At 60.6% G+C, this 18,072-nt stretch carries 15 protein-coding genes and 1 riboswitch; of the genes, 12 read left to right on the forward strand and 3 right to left on the reverse strand.

Annotation, left to right across the window (positions count from 1 at the left end):
- Positions 1-89 precede the first annotated feature (89 nt).
- Positions 90-1,373: an O-acetylhomoserine aminocarboxypropyltransferase gene (locus LPJGGPFB_RS09015; protein WP_173419659.1), complete on the forward strand. Its 1,284-nt coding sequence runs from the start codon at positions 90-92 to the stop codon at positions 1,371-1,373.
- 57 nt (positions 1,374-1,430) lie between these two features.
- The gene (locus tag LPJGGPFB_RS09020) at positions 1,431-1,775 is read left to right on the forward strand and encodes a cupin domain-containing protein (RefSeq protein ID WP_173419660.1); all 345 of its coding nucleotides are present in this window, start codon (positions 1,431-1,433) and stop codon (positions 1,773-1,775) included.
- Positions 1,776-1,783: 8 nt separating this feature from the next.
- Here the strand turns inward: LPJGGPFB_RS09020 and LPJGGPFB_RS09025 are convergent, their stop codons facing one another.
- Complete coding sequence (locus tag LPJGGPFB_RS09025; RefSeq protein ID WP_173419661.1) at positions 1,784-2,269, reverse strand: MarR family winged helix-turn-helix transcriptional regulator; 486 nt, start codon at positions 2,267-2,269, stop codon at positions 1,784-1,786.
- 127 nt (positions 2,270-2,396) lie between these two features.
- Here LPJGGPFB_RS09025 and LPJGGPFB_RS09030 point away from each other — a divergent pair, with 127 nt between their 5' ends.
- Positions 2,397-3,212 carry an SDR family NAD(P)-dependent oxidoreductase gene (locus LPJGGPFB_RS09030; protein ID WP_173419662.1) on the forward strand — a complete coding sequence of 272 codons (816 nt, stop codon included), beginning with the start codon at positions 2,397-2,399 and terminating at the stop codon, positions 3,210-3,212.
- 99 nt (positions 3,213-3,311) lie between these two features.
- On the opposite strand, the gene LPJGGPFB_RS09035 is transcribed toward LPJGGPFB_RS09030, so the two are convergent.
- Positions 3,312-4,559 (reverse strand): cytochrome P450, encoded by a 1,248-nt coding sequence (locus tag LPJGGPFB_RS09035; RefSeq protein ID WP_173419663.1) that lies wholly within the window; start codon positions 4,557-4,559, stop codon positions 3,312-3,314.
- A gap of 257 nt (positions 4,560-4,816) precedes the next feature.
- On the opposite strand from LPJGGPFB_RS09035, the gene LPJGGPFB_RS09040 reads away from it, so the two are divergent.
- The 9 genes from LPJGGPFB_RS09040 to LPJGGPFB_RS09080 all read left to right on the forward strand — a co-directional run bounded on the left by LPJGGPFB_RS09040 (position 4,817) and on the right by LPJGGPFB_RS09080 (position 17,498).
- On the forward strand, positions 4,817-5,464 hold the full coding sequence (locus LPJGGPFB_RS09040) for a VOC family protein (protein WP_173419664.1): 648 nt from the start codon (positions 4,817-4,819) through the stop codon (positions 5,462-5,464).
- A gap of 256 nt (positions 5,465-5,720) precedes the next feature.
- Entirely contained in the window at positions 5,721-6,578 is an 858-nt protein-coding gene (locus LPJGGPFB_RS09045; RefSeq protein ID WP_115421323.1) for an endonuclease/exonuclease/phosphatase family protein, read from the forward strand.
- 22 nt (positions 6,579-6,600) lie between these two features.
- Positions 6,601-8,160, forward strand: a complete 1,560-nt coding sequence (locus tag LPJGGPFB_RS09050; RefSeq protein ID WP_173419665.1) for a phospholipase D family protein — start codon at positions 6,601-6,603, stop codon at positions 8,158-8,160.
- Between the two features lie 290 nt (positions 8,161-8,450).
- Positions 8,451-9,083, forward strand: a complete 633-nt coding sequence (clpP, locus tag LPJGGPFB_RS09055) for an ATP-dependent Clp endopeptidase proteolytic subunit ClpP (protein WP_025426569.1) — start codon at positions 8,451-8,453, stop codon at positions 9,081-9,083.
- 293 nt (positions 9,084-9,376) lie between these two features.
- Positions 9,377-10,654: an ATP-dependent Clp protease ATP-binding subunit ClpX gene (gene clpX, locus LPJGGPFB_RS09060; protein WP_053247031.1), complete on the forward strand. Its 1,278-nt coding sequence runs from the start codon at positions 9,377-9,379 to the stop codon at positions 10,652-10,654.
- A 377-nt stretch (positions 10,655-11,031) separates the two neighbouring features.
- Entirely contained in the window at positions 11,032-13,452 is a 2,421-nt protein-coding gene (gene lon, locus LPJGGPFB_RS09065) for an endopeptidase La (protein ID WP_173419666.1), read from the forward strand.
- Positions 13,453-13,673: 221 nt separating this feature from the next.
- On the forward strand, positions 13,674-13,949 hold the full coding sequence (gene hupB, locus LPJGGPFB_RS09070; RefSeq protein WP_034803616.1) for a DNA-binding protein HupB: 276 nt from the start codon (positions 13,674-13,676) through the stop codon (positions 13,947-13,949).
- 122 nt (positions 13,950-14,071) lie between these two features.
- Positions 14,072-14,222: riboswitch (FMN riboswitch) on the forward strand.
- Between the two features lie 78 nt (positions 14,223-14,300).
- Complete coding sequence (locus LPJGGPFB_RS09075; protein WP_427858224.1) at positions 14,301-15,209, forward strand: DMT family transporter; 909 nt, start codon at positions 14,301-14,303, stop codon at positions 15,207-15,209.
- A gap of 84 nt (positions 15,210-15,293) precedes the next feature.
- On the forward strand, positions 15,294-17,498 hold the full coding sequence (locus tag LPJGGPFB_RS09080; RefSeq protein ID WP_173419668.1) for an esterase-like activity of phytase family protein: 2,205 nt from the start codon (positions 15,294-15,296) through the stop codon (positions 17,496-17,498).
- A gap of 90 nt (positions 17,499-17,588) precedes the next feature.
- Here LPJGGPFB_RS09080 and LPJGGPFB_RS09085 read toward each other — a convergent pair whose 3' ends face one another.
- Entirely contained in the window at positions 17,589-18,062 is a 474-nt protein-coding gene (locus tag LPJGGPFB_RS09085) for a MarR family winged helix-turn-helix transcriptional regulator (protein WP_173419669.1), read from the reverse strand.
- Positions 18,063-18,072: the final 10 nt, after the last annotated feature.

Raw genomic sequence — 18,072 nt, forward strand, 5'->3', positions numbered from 1 at the left:
TTCGACGCGCACTGTGCCTGGAATCAAAGCGATAGGGTACCTTTGGCACCTCCACGGGAGGTGCGGCGCCCTGGTCATGGGAGGGATGAATGACGAAAGACAATCCTGGTTTCAGCACGCTCGCAATCCACGCCGGAGCGCAACCAGATCCGACGACGGGCGCCCGGGCGACGCCGATCTACCAGACGACCAGTTTCGTCTTCAACGACACCGACCATGCGGCGGCACTCTTTGGCCTGCAACAGTTCGGCAATATCTATACCCGCATCATGAACCCGACGCAGGCGGTTCTGGAAGAGCGCCTCGCAGCGCTTGAAGGCGGCACCGCGGCACTGGCTGTCGCCTCCGGTCATGCGGCCCAGCTTCTCGTCTTCCACACGATCATGAGCCCCGGCGACAATTTCGTCGCCGCAAACCGACTTTACGGTGGTTCGGTCAACCAGTTCGGCCACGCCTTCAAATCCTTCGATTGGCAGGTGCGCTGGGCGGATCCGAGCGACCCCTCGAGCTTTGAAGCCAAGATCGACGCGCGCACCAAGGCGATCTTCATCGAGAGCCTCGCCAATCCGGGCGGCACCTTCGTCGACATCGCCGCGATCGCCGAGGTCGCCCACAAGCATGGCCTGCCGCTGATCGTCGACAACACCATGGCGACACCTTACCTCCTGCGCCCGCTGGAGCACGGTGCCGATATCGTCGTGCATTCGCTGACGAAGTTCATCGGCGGCCACGGCAATTCGATGGGCGGCGTCATTGTCGATGGCGGCACATTCGACTGGTCGAAGTCCGGCAAGTACCCGATGCTGTCGGAGCCGCGGCCGGAATATGCCGGCGTCGTGCTGCACCAGGTGTTCGGCAATTTCGCCTTTGCGATTGCCGCGCGTGTTCTCGGTCTTCGCGATTTCGGCCCGGCGATCTCGCCGTTCAACGCCTTCATGATCCTGACCGGCGTCGAGACGCTGCCGCTGCGCATGCAGCGCCATTGCGATAACGCACTGGCTGTTGCCAAGTGGCTGAAGGGCCACGACAAGGTGTCCTGGGTCAACTATGCCGGGCTTGAAGACGATCCGAACAACGCGCTGCAGAAGCGTTACGCCCCGAAGGGTGCCGGCGCCGTCTTTACCTTCGGCCTCAAGGACGGTTACGAGGCAGGGAAGCGCTTCGTCGAGGGGCTCGAGATGTTCTCGCACCTCGCCAATATCGGCGACACCCGATCGCTGGTCATCCATCCGGCCTCGACCACCCACCGCCAGCTGACACCTGAACAGCAGGTTGCGGCAGGAGCAGGCCCCGACGTCGTGCGTCTGTCCGTTGGTATCGAGGATGTTTCCGACATCATCGCCGATCTCGAGCAGTCGCTCGGAAAGATCTGAGACTGACATCAAAATGAGGGGACGGGTTGCTCCGTCTCCTCATGGAGTTGGTGCCTGATGGTGAAGATGAAAAAATTCGACCTGGCGACGGTCGAGCCCGAAGTCGGAGAGCCCGCCGCGGACCGCCTGATCGCCGGCACGCCCCGGTTTCGGACCTGGAACGTCGAAGAGGCCGATGGTGGCCTTTATGCTGGCGTCTGGGAATCGACGCCCGGCAAATGGCGGATTGTCTACGACGAGTGGGAATACTTCCATATCCTGTCCGGCTACTCGGTCGTAACCGAGGACGGCGGTGAGGCCGTGCATCTGCGCGCCGGCGACAGCATGATCCTCAGGCCCGGTTTCAAGGGGACGTGGGAGGTCGTAGAAACCACCCGCAAGGATTACGTCATTCGCCTCTGATCGGGCCGCTATCCCTTTGCACCCGACTCGGTGCCATCAGATGCACGGGTGAAGGCTTCGGCAAACGACGCTTCCGAGATCCCGTTCAGCGCCCGCCGCAGCGCTTCGGCTTCCTGTTTGCCGAGGGCATTTTCGAAGCGCGCCTGCGCCTTGCGCCAGAGAACCGTCATCTCCTGCTGCTTCTTCAGGCCGAACGGCGTCAGCTGAACGCGCTTCACCCGCCTGTCCGACGCGTCGGGCACAAGCTCCACGTAACCATCGCGGATCAGCGGTTTCAGCGTGTGACCAAGCGCCGATAGATCCATCACCAGGAGATCCGCGAGCGTGCGCAGCGAGGCATTTTTGCTGTGGGCGATCTGGCTGAGCAGCGAATATTGCGTACCGCGCAATCCGCTTGGTGCGAGCACATCCTCATAGAGCTGACCCAATTGGCGTGAGGCGCGTTTCAATGCGCTGTTGGTGCAGAAGTCCCAGACCTTCGGCGTGTCGTCCATCGTTTTCTCCGTCGCGGCCGTGGCGCCCGTTTTCGACTTTGGTAGCGCCACTCTTGCGCAGCGTCCAGTTTGCTGTATATTTAGTGGCATATACCACTAAATTGAAATCGGAACAAGGAAACCGACAATGAGTGCAGTGGAGAAAAAGGGTAAGGCGCTGGTGACGGGCGCGTCTTCGGGCATCGGCGCGACCTATGCGGACCGGCTGGCACAGCGCGGCCACGACCTGGTTCTGGTGGCCCGCGACGAAAAGCGTCTTTCCGATCTCGCCGCAAAACTGTCGGCGCAATACGGTGTGACGGTCGATGTGCTGAAGGCGGACCTGACGCTACGGGATGACGTAAGGGTGGTCGAGAAGCGGCTGCGCGACGATGCGGCAATCGAACTCCTCGTCAACAATGCCGGGATCGGGCCGAAGGGGCCGCTGCTCGCCGACGATCTGGACTATCTCGAAGCCATGATCGAGCTGAACGTCGTTGCCGTGAACCGGTTGGCGGTTGCCGCCGCCCAGACGTTCGCGGGACACGGCAGGGGAGCGATCATCAATATTGCCTCCGTCGTGGCGCTGGTGCCCGAGCGGTTCAACGGCACATACAATGCGAGCAAGGCCTTCGTGCTGAACCTGACGCAGTCGATCAACGCGGAAGCTTCCGGCAAGGGCGTCAAGCTTCAGGCGGTGCTACCCGGTCTGACCCGCACCGAGATCTTCGATCGCGCCGGCGGCTCGATCGACCGGCTCGATCCGTCGATGGTGATGGACGTCACCGATCTCGTCGATGCGGCGCTTGCCGGTTTCGATCGGGGAGAGCTGATCACAATTCCATCGCTGCCCGACGCTGACGACTGGGACGCCTTCACCAAGGCGCGCCTGGTCCTTGCGCCCAATCTTTCGCATGACAGGCCAGCGACCCGCTACGGTGTCGAACGAGCACAGGCGGTCTGACGCTCAAGCGGGGTCGCTCCCCAAACTGGTCTGGTTTCAAACGGCTTCGGCGGTGTTGTCGAAGCCGTTTGTTTTTCAGGAACGGGGCAGGGCGAACTGTCACCAGACGAGGTCCAGCCGCTCAAGTCCATGAAAATGGAAACTGTCCCGGACCTCGGGGTCATGCTTCAGCCTCATCCCGGGCAACCGCTGAAACAGGATCGGCAGCGACAGGTTCAGTTCGAGGCGGGCGAGCGGCGCCCCAATGCAAAAATGCAGGCCCGCACCGAACGAGACGTTGGCGCCCTCATTGCGCATGGGGTTGAAGTGGAGTGGATCCCTGAATTTTCGGGGATCGACATTGGCAGCGCCAAGCAACAAACCGATCTTGTCTCCTTTGCGCAGCGAAATCCTGTCGTCGAGATTGAGATCCGATAGCGCGTAGCGCTGGAAGATATGCAGCGGTGCCGCAAATCTCAGGCATTCCTCGACCGCAGGCGCGGTCGTCGCCTCGGTTGCGAACAGATCTTTGGGCGCGTGGCCCGACTGCAGGATCGTTCTGACCGCGTTGCCGATCTGATGCACGGTCGCCTCGTGGCCGGCGTTGAGAAGCAGCGCCGCCGTGGAGATCAGTTCCGCCTCAGACAGTCGCTCGCCGTCCTTCTCCGACGTGATCATATGCGTCAGGAGGTCGTCTGCCGGCGCGCGGCGCTTCTCGGCGATGATGGTCCTGAGGTAGTCGGCGAAGTCGGCGGATGCCTGGTTGGCGTCGAGCTCGGTTTCGTGGCTCGGGTTGAAGACGTACATACGCACAATGCGATGCGACCAGTCGAGAAGATTTGGTGTGGCCTCGACTGGGATGCCGAGCATGCGGGCGATGATGGTGACCGGGATTGTTTCCGCGTAGGTCTTCAGCAGCTCGACTTCGCCGTCACGCTCGAAGCCATCGATTGTCGAGTGCGACAGCCGTTCGATATCCGGCCGTAATTGCTCGATCTGCCTGGAGACGAAGGCGCGGTTGACGAGCGTGCGCAGTCGGGTGTGGGCTGGCGGTTCCAATTCCAGCAGCGAATGCTCCTCGAGTGCGTCGAAATCCCTCAAATGTGCTTTGGGTGACGGTATGCCCAATTCTTCGCGTGTGGCCACGTGCAGGATCTGCCGTCCAAAACGCCGGTCGCGCAGCAACGCGTTCACCTGGTCGTAGCCCGCGAAATACCATTGCTCACGCTCATTCCAGTAAAATGCCGGACAATGCGCATGGATCTCGGCATAGGCCGACGATGGCGAACGATAGAAATCCGGATTGTGTACGTCGATCGAAACGCGCCGCTCGGCGCGGTCGATGCTGATGGCGGGCTTAGGTGGCATGGCGCTGGCTCTTTGCAAGGCGGGGACGGCGACCATTTGTAAGGGTGGCGTGGTTCCGCCTGCAAGAGCACAAGTTGTATCGGATTGGCGACCAACGACGCTGCCAGGCGGTCGTCGCAGTCTGCCTTCGACTTGTGGTGTCGCTGCGTTGACAAAATGGCTGACTGCGGGTCAATCTTATGTCGCTGAGTAGGGCGCATCGGTGCAAGGTCGAAAGGGCAACGCCCACCTACGGTAGATAGACCCTCGTTGCGCCCATGCCGAACCTCGAAAACCTCAAGAAGCAGGCCAAACAGTATCTGAGATGGCATCGCGACGGATATTTTCCGGTTGCGGCCGAGATCAGGGCTGCTTTGCCGCGCTTTCGCGATCTGGATGACCGGGAGATTTTGAAGGCGGACTTCAAGCTCGCCGACGCCCAGGAACTTGTCGCGCGCCAGATGGGTTTTGACGGCTGGCAGGCGCTCAAATCAGGAGCCCTGACAGTGACCACGCAAGCGAAACAACAAGCACCGCGCCCTGTTCTGCGATCGACCTCGGCACAATTGTTTGTCGCCGACATCAAGGCGTCTTGCGACTTCTTCACGGACAAGCTCGGCTTTGCCGTCGACTTCGTCTATGGCGACCCGCCCTTTTATGGTCAGGTGAAGCGCGACAATGCGTTGCTCGCCTTGCGACTGGTCTGCGAGCCCGTCTTCGTCGGCGACGTCAGGGAGCGCGAGCATCTGCTTTCCGCGTCGCTGACCGTTGCCACGTCGCACGAAATCAAGCGCCTGTTCCTCGACTATCAAGCGGCCGGGGTGCGCTTTCATCACGTCTTGCGGACGGAGCCGTGGGGCGCGCGAAACTTCATCGTCCTTGATCCCGACGGCAACCTGATCCTGTTTTCTGGCCCTGTGGATTGACGGATCGCATTTGCGCGACGGCGTGCGGCAATCGCTCGCCTTCGCCTTCCAGCCTTAAGAACAAGGCGGATATCGTTCTACGGCTGGAGCTTGGGGCAGCAATAAGGGCTGAGTTTTCGAGTGATTGTGTGCACGTCATGCTGTTCGAAAAGCCTTGTTATCGCCCTTCGGCGCGGAACAAGTTTTCGTCTGAAACCTTTTTCAGTGGCGTCTGGCGACCTATTTGCGCATGATGCGGCAGCAAGCAGGGAGCGGCATGGCAAAAAACCAGACCAGTCTATCGGCGGGCATCGTAGCGGCAATCCGCAAGCGGCGACCCACTGTCGTCAGCCGTGAGGCGGCGGTCAGCCGCGGTGATATCGTCATCGCTTCCTATAACATCCACAAATGCGTCGGCACCGACGGCCGCTTTGACCCGGGGCGTACAGCCCAGGTCATCAGCGAGCTCGGCGCCGATATCGTCGCCCTTCAGGAGGCTGACCAGCGCTTCGGTGAGCGTGCCGGGCTGCTCGACCTCGAGCACCTGCGACGCGAGGCGCATCTGGTATCTGTTCCGATCTCCGGCTTTTCCACAAAAGGGCATGGCTGGCACGGCAACGTGCTGCTTCTGCGTGAGGGTGCGGTTTCCGATGTTCAGCAATTGAAGCTGCCGGGCGTCGAGCCGCGCGGAGCGCTCGTGGTCGATCTGGACCTCAAGATGGGTCCCTTGCGCGTGATCGCGGCCCATCTCGGATTGTTGCGGCACTCCCGCGCCCAGCAGGCCGAGGCGATCATCGAGGCGGCATCCGATGCGGGCGGGCGACCGACCTTGCTGATCGGCGATCTCAACGAGTGGCGCATGGGCAAACGCTCGTCACTGTCCTTCCTCAGCCCGGTGTTCGACCCGTCGCATGCAACGGTCGCGAGCTTTCCTTCCCGTTTTCCGCTGTTGCCGCTCGATCGCGTTCTCGGTAATCCCCATAGCCTGGTGACGTCGGTCGCCGTGCATGATTCTCCACTGGCCCGCGTCGCTTCCGATCATTTGCCGGTCAAGGCATCCATCGATCTGAAGGTCGGCAAGCGGGAAGACCATAACAACGAACGGATTGAAGTGAGCCGGGCCGGATCGGTCTGAGACACTTTCTGGCGGGCAGGTGATGTTGTCCTTTGTCATTGTTGCCGTTGTCGCCATCGGCGGCGCGTTCGGCGCAGCGATCCTCTATGTCTACGGCCGCTTCGGTCGGCGTCCGCACGGAGACCCGTCTTCAGCGCTTCCCGTCGCCGAGGCCGAGACCGAACTGGACCGAGCCATCTTTCCATTGCTTGGTACCCACGCCGGAACGAACGGCATATCGCTCGTCTCAGACAACATCGAAGCTTTCGTCGTCAGGGCGCATGCAGCGCGAAGGGCCGGACGAAGCCTCGATTTGCAGTACTACTATTGGAAGGACGACCTGACCGGTCTCCTGCTCACACGGGAAATCCTGGCGGCAGCGGATCGCGGCGTCCACGTCCGCTTGCTGCTCGACGATATCAATGCCGGCATCCACGACCGGATGTGCATCGCGCTCGATGCCCATGCGAACATTGAAGTGAGGCTCTTCAATCCCAGCCGTGCCCGCACCGACCGCATCCGCCGCGGTTTCGAGATGGCCATCCGCGCCTTCAGCGCCACGCGCCGGATGCACAACAAGCTGTGGGTTGCCGATGCGCGTGTGGCGATCGCCGGCGGCCGCAATATTGGTGACGCCTATTTCGATGCGGCAGAGCTTTCGAACTTTCGTGACCTCGATGTCTGGATGATCGGGCCGGTGGTCGAGCAGGCATCGGCAATGTTCGATCGCTATTGGAACAGTACATCCGTGTTGCCGATCGGCAAGTTGCGCACCCCGCGCAAACAATACCTGCCGGCCCTTAGGGACGCGCTCGACGCGCATGCGCGAACACCCGCCGCTCGTTTCTATCTGGAGCGCGTGGCCGATGTGATGGGGGGCGAGGCGTCCATTAGCGGATCGAAGGCGCTGCATTGGATCGACGATGTCCGTCTTAAGGCCGATCCGCCCGAGAAGGCCCTGATGCAGAAGCGGCAGAACTGGCTGCTGCGCGAACTCTTCCCCCTAATCCAGGCGGCAAAGAGGGATCTGCGCATCATCTCGCCATACTTTATTCCCGGCACCGCCGGGACACGCGAACTGACGGCTCTGGTGAAGAATGGCGCGCGGGTGGCCGTGCTCACCAACTCGCTGGCCGCCACCGACGTGGCCGCCGTTCACGGCGGCTATGTGAAATATCGTCGAAGCCTCGTTCGCGCCGGCATCGAGCTCTTCGAACTGAAAGAGCAGGGCGATGCCGTCGAAAGCCATCGCATGTCCCTGTTCGGCCGGCGCAATGCCAGCCTTCACAGCAAGGCCTTTGTCGTCGATGGTCTCAACGGCTTCGTCGGTTCGATGAACTTCGATCCGCGGTCGGCATCGCTGAATACCGAGATGGGCGTGGTTTTTACGGATGCCGCGCTTGCGGGTGAACTCGTGAAGATGTTTGAGGAGGAGACGGCGCCTTCCGTCAGTTACCGGCTCGGCCTCGAAGGCACGCGGCTTGTCTGGCACGACCGGTCCAAGGGGACAGAGCGATTGTTACGGGGCGAGCCGGATGCCAGTCTGCTGCGGCGCTTCATCGCTGGGCTCATTCGCATCCTGCCGATCGAATCTCAGCTCTGACGTCGCTGCCAGCGTGCACGGGTTTACCGTTCGTTTACCGAGCGGCGGCCAATGCTGTGCGCAAAGCGCAAAAGCCAAGGCGCCGGCGAAGGCGTTGGCGAAAAAATGTTCTATCAGCAATCACGTGTGGAGGAGTTCTGTTCTTAGGCTGGAAGGGCGCCGCCGATTAAGGTTATCGGACGTTCGCGACTTGAAGTGAAGGGTGTTGACACTCTATGTAGGAGCAGAAGGCCAATCCTGTGATTCCCGGCTCGCAAAGGTTTTGCGGGCCCGATTGATGAAGGTTCGATATGAGAAATCCAGTTGATACCGCCATGGCGCTGGTGCCGATGGTTGTGGAGCAGACCAACCGCGGCGAACGTTCCTACGATATCTTTTCGCGCCTTCTGAAAGAGCGCATCATCTTCCTGACCGGTCCGGTCGAAGATCAGATGGCGACGCTCGTCTGCGCCCAGCTTCTTTTCCTTGAAGCGGAAAACCCGAAAAAGGAAATCGCGCTTTACATCAATTCTCCGGGCGGCGTCGTGACCGCCGGCATGGCGATCTACGACACCATGCAGTTCATCAAGCCGGCCGTTTCGACGCTCTGCATCGGCCAGGCCGCCTCGATGGGCTCGCTTCTGCTGGCTGCCGGCCACAAGGACATGCGTTTCGCAACCCCGAATTCGCGCATCATGGTTCATCAGCCGTCCGGCGGTTTCCAGGGACAGGCCTCCGACATCGAGCGCCACGCCAAGGACATCCTCAAGATGAAGCGTCGCCTCAACGAGGTTTACGTCAAGCATTGCGGCCGGACCTACGAAGAGGTTGAACAGACGCTCGATCGCGACCATTTCATGAGTTCCGACGAGGCGCTGGACTGGGGTCTGATCGACAAGGTCATCACGTCGCGCGAAGCGATCGAGGCTGCAGAGCAGGCGTGATGGCGCGCTTTTGTGTCACGATAGATGCAATTGTGACACAATTGTAATAGTGAAAGGGCTTTATCGAGGGGGTAAAGCCGCTAAGATGAACCCTTAATGCTATGTTGAGCTGTGAAGGCATAGGGTTCAGAGTTAGGTGGGAGAGTCGTTGCGGCCGAATCTTGGGCAAAATGCCCTGATACGGTGGGTACTCCCGGAAGCCCTCTTAATGCAGCGCAGATCTTTGCGCGGGGCGAATTGAGTGGTCCGTGGTATCTTTTCGAGGATATCCGGCGTGCTGGAAGGAAATGGAAATGAGCAAGGTCAGCGGTAGCAACGGCGGTGACTCGAAGAATACGCTTTATTGTTCGTTTTGCGGCAAGAGCCAGCACGAAGTCCGCAAGCTGATTGCCGGACCGACGGTTTTCATCTGCGATGAATGCGTCGAGCTCTGCATGGACATCATTCGCGAAGAGAACAAGACCTCGATGGTCAAGTCCCGCGATGGTGTTCCTACCCCCCAGGAAATCATCAAGGTCCTCGACGAGTACGTTATCGGCCAGCAGCAGGCGAAGCGCATCCTGTCGGTCGCCGTGCACAATCACTACAAGCGCCTGGCCCACGCGGCCAAGGGCAGCGATGTGGAGTTGGCGAAGTCGAACATCATGCTCGTCGGCCCGACCGGTTGCGGCAAGACCTATCTCGCGCAGACGCTTGCGCGCATCATTGACGTGCCCTTCACAATGGCTGACGCAACGACGTTGACGGAAGCCGGCTATGTCGGTGAAGACGTCGAAAACATCATCCTGAAGCTGCTTCAGGCTGCCGACTACAACGTCGAGCGCGCCCAGCGCGGCATCGTCTACATCGACGAAGTCGACAAGATCTCGCGCAAGTCCGACAACCCGTCGATCACCCGTGACGTTTCGGGCGAGGGCGTGCAGCAGGCGCTGCTGAAGATCATGGAGGGCACCGTCGCCTCCGTGCCGCCGCAGGGTGGCCGCAAGCATCCGCAGCAGGAATTCCTGCAGGTGGATACGACCAACATCCTGTTCATCTGCGGCGGTGCATTCGCCGGCCTCGACAAGATCATTTCCGCCCGCGGCGAGAAGACATCGATCGGTTTCGGCGCAACGGTCCGTTCACCCGAAGATCGCCGCGTCGGCGAGGTTCTGCGCGAACTGGAGCCGGAAGACCTGGTCAAGTTCGGCCTCATCCCGGAATTCATCGGCCGTCTGCCGGTTCTGGCGACGCTCGAAGACCTGGACGAAGACGCGCTGATCCAGATCCTGTCCGAGCCGAAGAACGCTCTTATCAAGCAGTACCAGCGGCTGTTCGAGATGGAAGACGTCGAGCTGACCTTCCACGAGGACGCGCTGCGCGAGATCGCCCGTCGCGCCATCGTGCGCAAGACCGGCGCACGTGGCCTGCGCTCGATCATGGAAAAGATCCTGCTCGACACGATGTTCGAGCTGCCGACGCTCGAAGGCGTCCGCGAAGTCGTGATTTCCGACGAGGTGGTGAAGGGTGCAGCACGGCCGCTCTACATCTATTCCGAGCGCTCGGAAGAGAAGACCAACGTCTCGGCCTAAGCGCGAGGCACAGATCAGATTTGAAAAAGCCCGCCTCGTGCGGGCTTTTTCATGACCCCACACTTAGTTGTTGAGATGGCTTCTGCGGCGCGAGATTTAACAATTCGGTTGTTGCTAAAGTGTCTTAACAACGCAATGATGTGACGATTCAGTAACGGGCCTCGGCCGTTGCGCACCCTTGAAGCCTCGTTTTCCGTCGCAAGGTACGCAACAGCAATAAAGCGTAGTCAGAAGGACCCGGCCAATGATGGTGGATGTCGCGTCGAGCCTTGAAAAGGACTCTCTAGCACTCCACTTTCATGTGGAAAACATGACAACCGGGAGTGCCGCTGTGGCTCCCGGGAACGGGCCCGAAATCGGGACGGAAAGGAAATGACATGACGAGCAAAACGTCTCCGGCGACAGAAAGCGCGACCTATCCGGTCTTGCCGCTTCGCGACATTGTAGTCTTCCCGCACATGATCGTGCCGCTTTTCGTCGGCCGTGAGAAGTCCATCCGTGCGCTGGAAGAAGTCATGGGGACCGACAAGCAGATCATGCTTGCCACCCAGATCAACGCGACGGACGACGATCCGGAACCCTCCGCGATCTACCAGGTAGGCACGATTGCCAATGTTCTGCAGCTGCTGAAGCTGCCCGACGGCACCGTCAAGGTGCTGGTCGAAGGGCGCACGCGCGCCAAGATCGACAACTACACGCCGCGTGAAGAATTCTATGAAGCGACAGCACAGGCGCTCGACGAGCCGGAGGAAGACCCGGTTGAGATCGAGGCGCTCAGCCGCTCGGTCGTCTCCGAATTCGAAAGCTACGTGAAGCTCAACAAGAAGATCTCTCCTGAGGTCGTCGGCGTCGCGAGCCAGATCGAAGATTATTCGAAGCTTGCCGACACGGTCGCTTCGCATCTGTCGATCAAGATCGTCGAAAAACAGGAAATGCTGGAAACCACCAGCGTGAAGATGCGCCTCGAAAAGGCGCTGGGCTTCATGGAAGGTGAGATCTCCGTCCTGCAGGTGGAAAAGCGTATCCGCTCGCGCGTCAAGCGCCAGATGGAGAAGACCCAGCGCGAGTACTACCTCAACGAACAGATGAAGGCGATCCAGAAGGAACTCGGCGACGGCGAAGACGGCCGCGACGAGATGGCCGAAATCGAAGAGCGCATCGCCAAGACCAAGCTCTCGAAAGAAGCGCGCGAAAAGGCTGATGCGGAGCTGAAGAAGCTGCGCCAGATGAGCCCGATGTCGGCGGAAGCAACCGTCGTGCGCAACTATCTGGATTGGCTGCTGGGCATGCCGTGGGGCAAGAAGTCCAAGATCAAGACCGACTTGAACCATGCCGAGGAAGTGCTCAACGTCGATCACTTCGGCCTCGACAAGGTCAAGGAACGCATCGTCGAGTATCTGGCCGTTCAGGCGCGTTCGACGAAGATCAAGGGCCCGATCCTGTGCCTCGTCGGCCCTCCGGGCGTCGGCAAGACCTCGCTTGCCAAGTCGATCGCCAAGGCGACCGGCCGTGAGTACGTGCGCATGGCGCTGGGTGGCGTTCGTGACGAAGCGGAAATCCGCGGTCACCGCCGCACCTACATCGGTTCGATGCCCGGCAAGGTCGTCCAGTCGATGAAGAAGGCAAAGAAGTCCAACCCGCTCTTCCTGTTCGACGAGATCGACAAGATGGGCCAGGACTTCCGCGGCGACCCGTCGTCGGCCCTCTTGGAGGTGCTGGATCCGGAACAGAACTCGACCTTCATGGATCACTACCTGGAAGTCGAATACGATCTGTCCAACGTGATGTTCATCACCACGGCGAACACGCTGAACATTCCGGCGCCGCTCATGGACCGCATGGAAGTGATCCGCATTGCCGGCTACACCGAAGAGGAAAAGCTGGAGATCGCCAAGCGGCACCTGCTGCCGAAGGCGATCCGCGATCATGCACTACAGCCGAAGGAGTTTTCGGTCACCGACGGTGCGCTGATGGCGATCATCCAGACCTACACGCGTGAAGCGGGCGTTCGTAACTTCGAGCGCGAACTGATGAAGCTCGCCCGCAAGGCTGTGACCGAGATCATCAAGGGCAAGGCCAAGTCCGTAGCCGTCACCGCTGAAAACATCCCGGATTACCTGGGCGTGCCGCGGTACCGTCACGGTGAAGCCGAGCGCGACGATCAGGTCGGCGTGGTCACAGGACTTGCCTGGACTGAGGTCGGCGGCGAACTGCTGACGATCGAAGGCGTCATGATGCCCGGCAAGGGCCGCATGACCGTTACAGGCAACCTGCGCGACGTGATGAAGGAATCGATTTCTGCGGCGGCGTCTTACGTCCGTTCGCGCGCGATCGACTTCGGCATCGAGCCGCCGCTGTTCGACAAGCGCGACATCCACGTGCACTTGCCGGAAGGCGCGACGCCGAAGGATGGCCCGTCGGCCGGTGTTGCCATGGCAACGGCGATCGTCTCCGTGATGACCGGTATTCCGATCTCCAAGGATGTGGCGATGACGGGTGAAATCACCCTTCGCGGCCGCGTGCTGCCGATCGGCGGTCTGAAGGAAAAGCTGCTGGCTGCCGTCCGCGGCGGCATCAAGAAGGTGCTGATCCCTGAGGAGAATGCCAAGGATCTGGCCGAGATTCCGGATAACGTGAAGAACGTGCTGGAGATCATCCCGGTCTCGCGGATGGGCGAAGTGCTCGAACACGCTCTCATCCGCGTCCCGGAGCCGATCGAATGGGACCCGGCAAATGAGCCGGCAACCGTCGCTGCGGTTGATTCGCAGGACGAAGCGGGCGCTTCCATCGCCCACTGATCGACGGGGCTGGCGGGTGCAATTTTGCTCCTCTCAGGCTCATTTGGCAGAAAAACAAGGAAGACCGGCCCCTGGCCGGTCTTTTTTGTTGTAAAAGCATGCCGCAAGCCTTGCATTCCAAGGGATTAGGCGCAATTGGGAATGGCAAGACGCGGGCGATGCGCAAGCCGCCGCGGCTTAAAAACACAGTCGTTTCGAACCATTTTGAAAGGGGTGGAAACATGAACAAAAATGAGCTCGTGTCTGCCGTTGCTGAGAAGGCCGGACTTTCCAAGACCGACGCATCTTCCGCAGTTGATGCAGTTTTCGAGACCATCCAGGCTGAACTGAAGAACGGTGGCGACATTCGCCTCGTCGGTTTCGGCAACTTCTCCGTTTCGCGTCGCGAAGCCTCCAAGGGCCGCAACCCGTCCACGGGCGCTGAAGTTGACATCCCGGCACGTAACGTTCCGAAGTTCACGGCCGGCAAGGGCCTGAAGGATGCCGTTAACGGCTGATAAGTTTGCTTGACGGCCGGATACGAGGCCGGCAGTCCAAGTCTTGAAGGGTTCGGCTCACGCCGGACCCTTCTGCATTTCCAGTTGGCCTTGCAGCAGCGCAGGCTTTGGTCTACGGCTCAGCCTGTTCTCAGGGCGGGGTGAAAGTCCCCACCGGCGGTAAGGGCTTCGGCTCAAGCCCGCGAGCACTTCCAGTCTTTGTGGGCTGGAAGGATAGCAGATCCGGTGCAATTCCGGAGCCGACGGTCACAGTCCGGATGAAAGAGAATGATCGTGGATGCGAAGGGCAGGGCTGCCCGTCTTCGCACCCTGCGCTCATGCGTCCTGGTTTTTGTTGGTCCCTGTTTGCGGATGAAGGACATGAGCGAGACTACTCAAGCATTTTTCACCTCCCGTGCCATGGCCGGGGCCGCCTGGATGATACTGGCCGGCGTTGCCTTTGCTCTGCTGAATGTCGTCACGCAATGGATGACGATGCAACTCGGCTTTTCCGCCACCTCGACCGCCTTCTGGCAATATGCGTTCGCGCTCGTCTTCTCCCTGCCTTTCCTGTTGCGGGTCGGTCTATCGGCGATGCGCACCGTTTATCCCTGGCGTCACATCGTCCGCGTAGGCCTCGCAGCCCTGGGGGTCGGGGCCTGGGTTTCGGGCCTGGCCTCCGTCCCGATCTGGCAGGCGATCGCGCTGGTGATGACGTCACCTTTCTTCATCATTCTCGGTGCACGGCTCTTCCTTGGCGAACGCGTCGGCGCGTCCCGTTGGGGCGCTGCGGCAGTTGGTTTTGCCGGCGCTGCGATCATTCTGCAGCCCTGGTCGGAGAGTTTCACCTGGGCAGCCTTGCTGCCGGTTCTCTCGGCGCTGCTCTGGGGTGCGTCGTCGCTGATCACCAAGAGCCTGACCGGCATCGAGCGCCCGGAGACGATAACCGTCTGGCTGCTCGTGCTTCTGACGCCGATCAACGGCGTGCTGGCGCTGTCGGCAGGCTTCGTCGTGCCGAGCGGCACCATGCTCGCGCTGCTGGTGCTGGCGGGGCTCCTGACCGTCGTGGCACAGTATCTGTTGACGCTGGCGTATACGGTTGCCGATGCCGCCTATGTGCAGCCCTTCGATGATCTCAAGTTGCCACTCAACGTTCTCGCCGGCTGGCTCGTCTTCGGTTATGCGCCGAGCGGCTATCTCTGGCTGGGAGCCGCATTGATCCTCGGCGCCTCGCTCTTCATCATGCGCCACGAGATGAAACGCGAGCGTGCAAGCGCGTAAAGCGACGCTGCACAACAAAGCTGCGGGATTGTCATGCGCCTGTCATCGCCATCCCGCAGAACCCCCTTGTTTTGGATATTCGACATGGGGGATTTCATGACCATTTCATCATGCAGAACGGCGCTCGCCGCCATGCTTCTTGCGTCTGTTGCTTTTCCGGCTGCTGCCGAACCGGTGTTCAATCGCATTGCGTCCTTCGCCGTTGCAGACAATCTGGAAGGTGACGCTCGCAAGGAGACGACTTCCGCGGAAATCATCACGGCCACCGAAGACGGCAACACGCTGATTTATTCCGATAGCCCCGGCAAGCGCATCGGCCTCATCGACATCACAGACGCCAAGGCGCCGAAGGCGGCCGGCATCGTTTCGTTCGATGGCGAGCCGACATCGGTGACCGTCGCTGGTGCCAAGGCACTCGTGGCCGTCAACACGCGCGAAAGCTTCATCAAGCCCTCCGGCTTCCTCGCCACCGTCGACGTCGCCTCCAAGAAGATCGAAGCGACCTGCGATCTCGGCGGTCAGCCGGACTCCGTCGCAGTCAACAAGGACCGCACGCTTGCCGCGATCGCCATCGAGAATGAGCGTGACGAGGAGGTCAATGACGGCAAGATCCCGCAGATGCCTGCCGGCGACCTGGTGATCTTGTCGCTGAAGGACGGTGTTGCCGATTGCGCCACGATCAAGCACGTGACCCTGACGGGCCTTGCCGACGTTGCCGGCGACGATCCGGAGCCGGAATTCGTTTCCTTCAACGGCAAGGACGAGATCGCGCTGACACTGCAGGAGAACAACCACATCGTCATCATCGATGCCAAGTCGGCGACGGTGAAGACGCATTTCTCTGCAGGCAGCGTCGACCTCAAGGACATCGATACCAAGCGCGACGGCGCGATCGCCTTCAAGGACGAGCAGCCCGGCCGCAAGCGCGAGCCCGATGCCGTCAAGTGGCTCGACGACACCCGCATCGTCGTTGCCAACGAGGGCGACTACGAGGGCGGTTCGCGCGGCTTCACGATTTTCGATACGACCGGCAAGGTGCTGTTCGAGTCCGGCGCCAGCTTCGAACACGCGATTGCTTCGATCGGCCATTACCCGGAGAAGCGCTCGTCGGCCAAGGGCGTCGAGCCGGAGGGCCTCGAGGCCGCGAAGTTCGGCGACGACAATCTGTTCTTCGTGCTTGCTGAACGCGCATCCGTCGTCGGCGTCTACAAGGACACCGGCGCCGAGCCGGAACTGCTGCAGTTGTTGCCGTCGGGTATCTCGCCGGAAGGCGCCGTTGCGATCCCGTCGCGCAATCTGCTTGCCACCGCCAACGAGGTCGACCTTGGCGAGGACGGCGGCGCTCGCTCGCATGTGATGATCTACGAACGTGGCGAAGGCGAGGCTGCCTATCCGCAGATCCGCTCGGCCGACAAGGATGGTCTACCTGTCGGGTTTGGCGCGCTTTCGGGTCTGGCCGCCGTTGCCGACAAGCCGGGTTTCCTGCGTGCCGTCAATGATTCCGTCTATGCGTCGCAGCCGACCATCTTCACCATCGACGCGACCCAGAAGCCGGCGCTGATCACCGAGACGCTCCGCATCACCCGCGACGGCGCGCCGGCACAGAAGCTCGACATCGAAGGCGTCGCCAATGATGGGGAAGGGGGCTTCTGGCTTGCTTCCGAAGGCAACGCCGACAAACTCTATAGCCATGCACTGCTGAAGGTGAACAAGAAGGGCGAAATCAAGAAGGAGATCGCTCTTCCCGAAGCTCTGCGTGCAGGCGAGACGCGCTTCGGCTTCGAGGGTGTGACGGTCGTCGGCGAAGGCGACGATCAGGTGCTCTGGATGGCCGTCCAGCGCGAATGGAAGGACGACCAGAAGGGCTTCGTCAAGCTCGTCTCCTACAAGCCATCGAGCGAAGAATGGGGTGCAGTCCGCTATCCGCTCGAGAAGGCAGACGGCGGCTGGGTCGGTCTCTCAGAAATCTCGGTGCACGGCGACTACGCCTATATCATCGAACGCGACAACCTGATCGGTCAGGCGGCCAAGCTCAAGAAGCTCTACCGTGTCGCCCTTGCCGAGTTGAAGCCGGCAGCGCTCGGAGGCGAGCTTCCGGTCGTCAAGAAGGAAGAGGTTCGTGACCTCATTCCCGATCTGAAGGCTCTGAACGGTTACGTCGTCGACAAGGTCGAAGGCTTTACCGTCGATGCTGCCGGCAACGGCTATGTCGTCACCGACAATGACGGTGTCGACGATTCTTCCGGCGAAACGCTGTTCTTCTCCATCGGCGCCATCGACGCGATGTAAGCGTCAGGCCAGGAGAAAAACGGAAGAGGCCGGGACATGACGTCCCGGCCTCTTTCTGTTTTGGCTATCAGCATTGGCGGAAAGAAGTGCTTAGCGGGCGACCGCAATCTGTGCGGCTTCCGCCTCGTCCTTGCGCTTGCGGATCTCGTCCGTCTTGTCGACGAGCTTGCCGACGATATCGAAGAGCTGATCGAGCTCCTTGTCGTCGAGTGCCGAGAAGATTTCCTCGATCAGCTGTTTGCGCGGGTGTTCAGCCGCTTCCAGTATGACGCGCCCTGTGTCGGTGATCGAGACGATCTTGGCACGGCGGTCCTCGGGATCCGGCTTGCGCATCACGAGCCGGTCACGCTCAAGGCCATCGATCGCTTCGGTGACGGTACGCGGAGCGAAGTTCAGTGCGCAGGCGATATCCGTCGAACGACAGGGGCCGAGCTTGCTCAGGAAAAACAGGAATTTGCTGCGCGCCAGCGAAACGCCTTCCTCTGTCATCGACTCGTTCACCAGCCGGTGGACGCGGTGATAAAGCTCAAACAGCCTGTCGGAAACTTCGAATGTCTTCTTCATGATCATCGTT

This window comes from Ensifer adhaerens (assembly GCF_013283195.1).
Taxonomy (GTDB): domain Bacteria; phylum Pseudomonadota; class Alphaproteobacteria; order Rhizobiales; family Rhizobiaceae; genus Ensifer; species Ensifer adhaerens_G.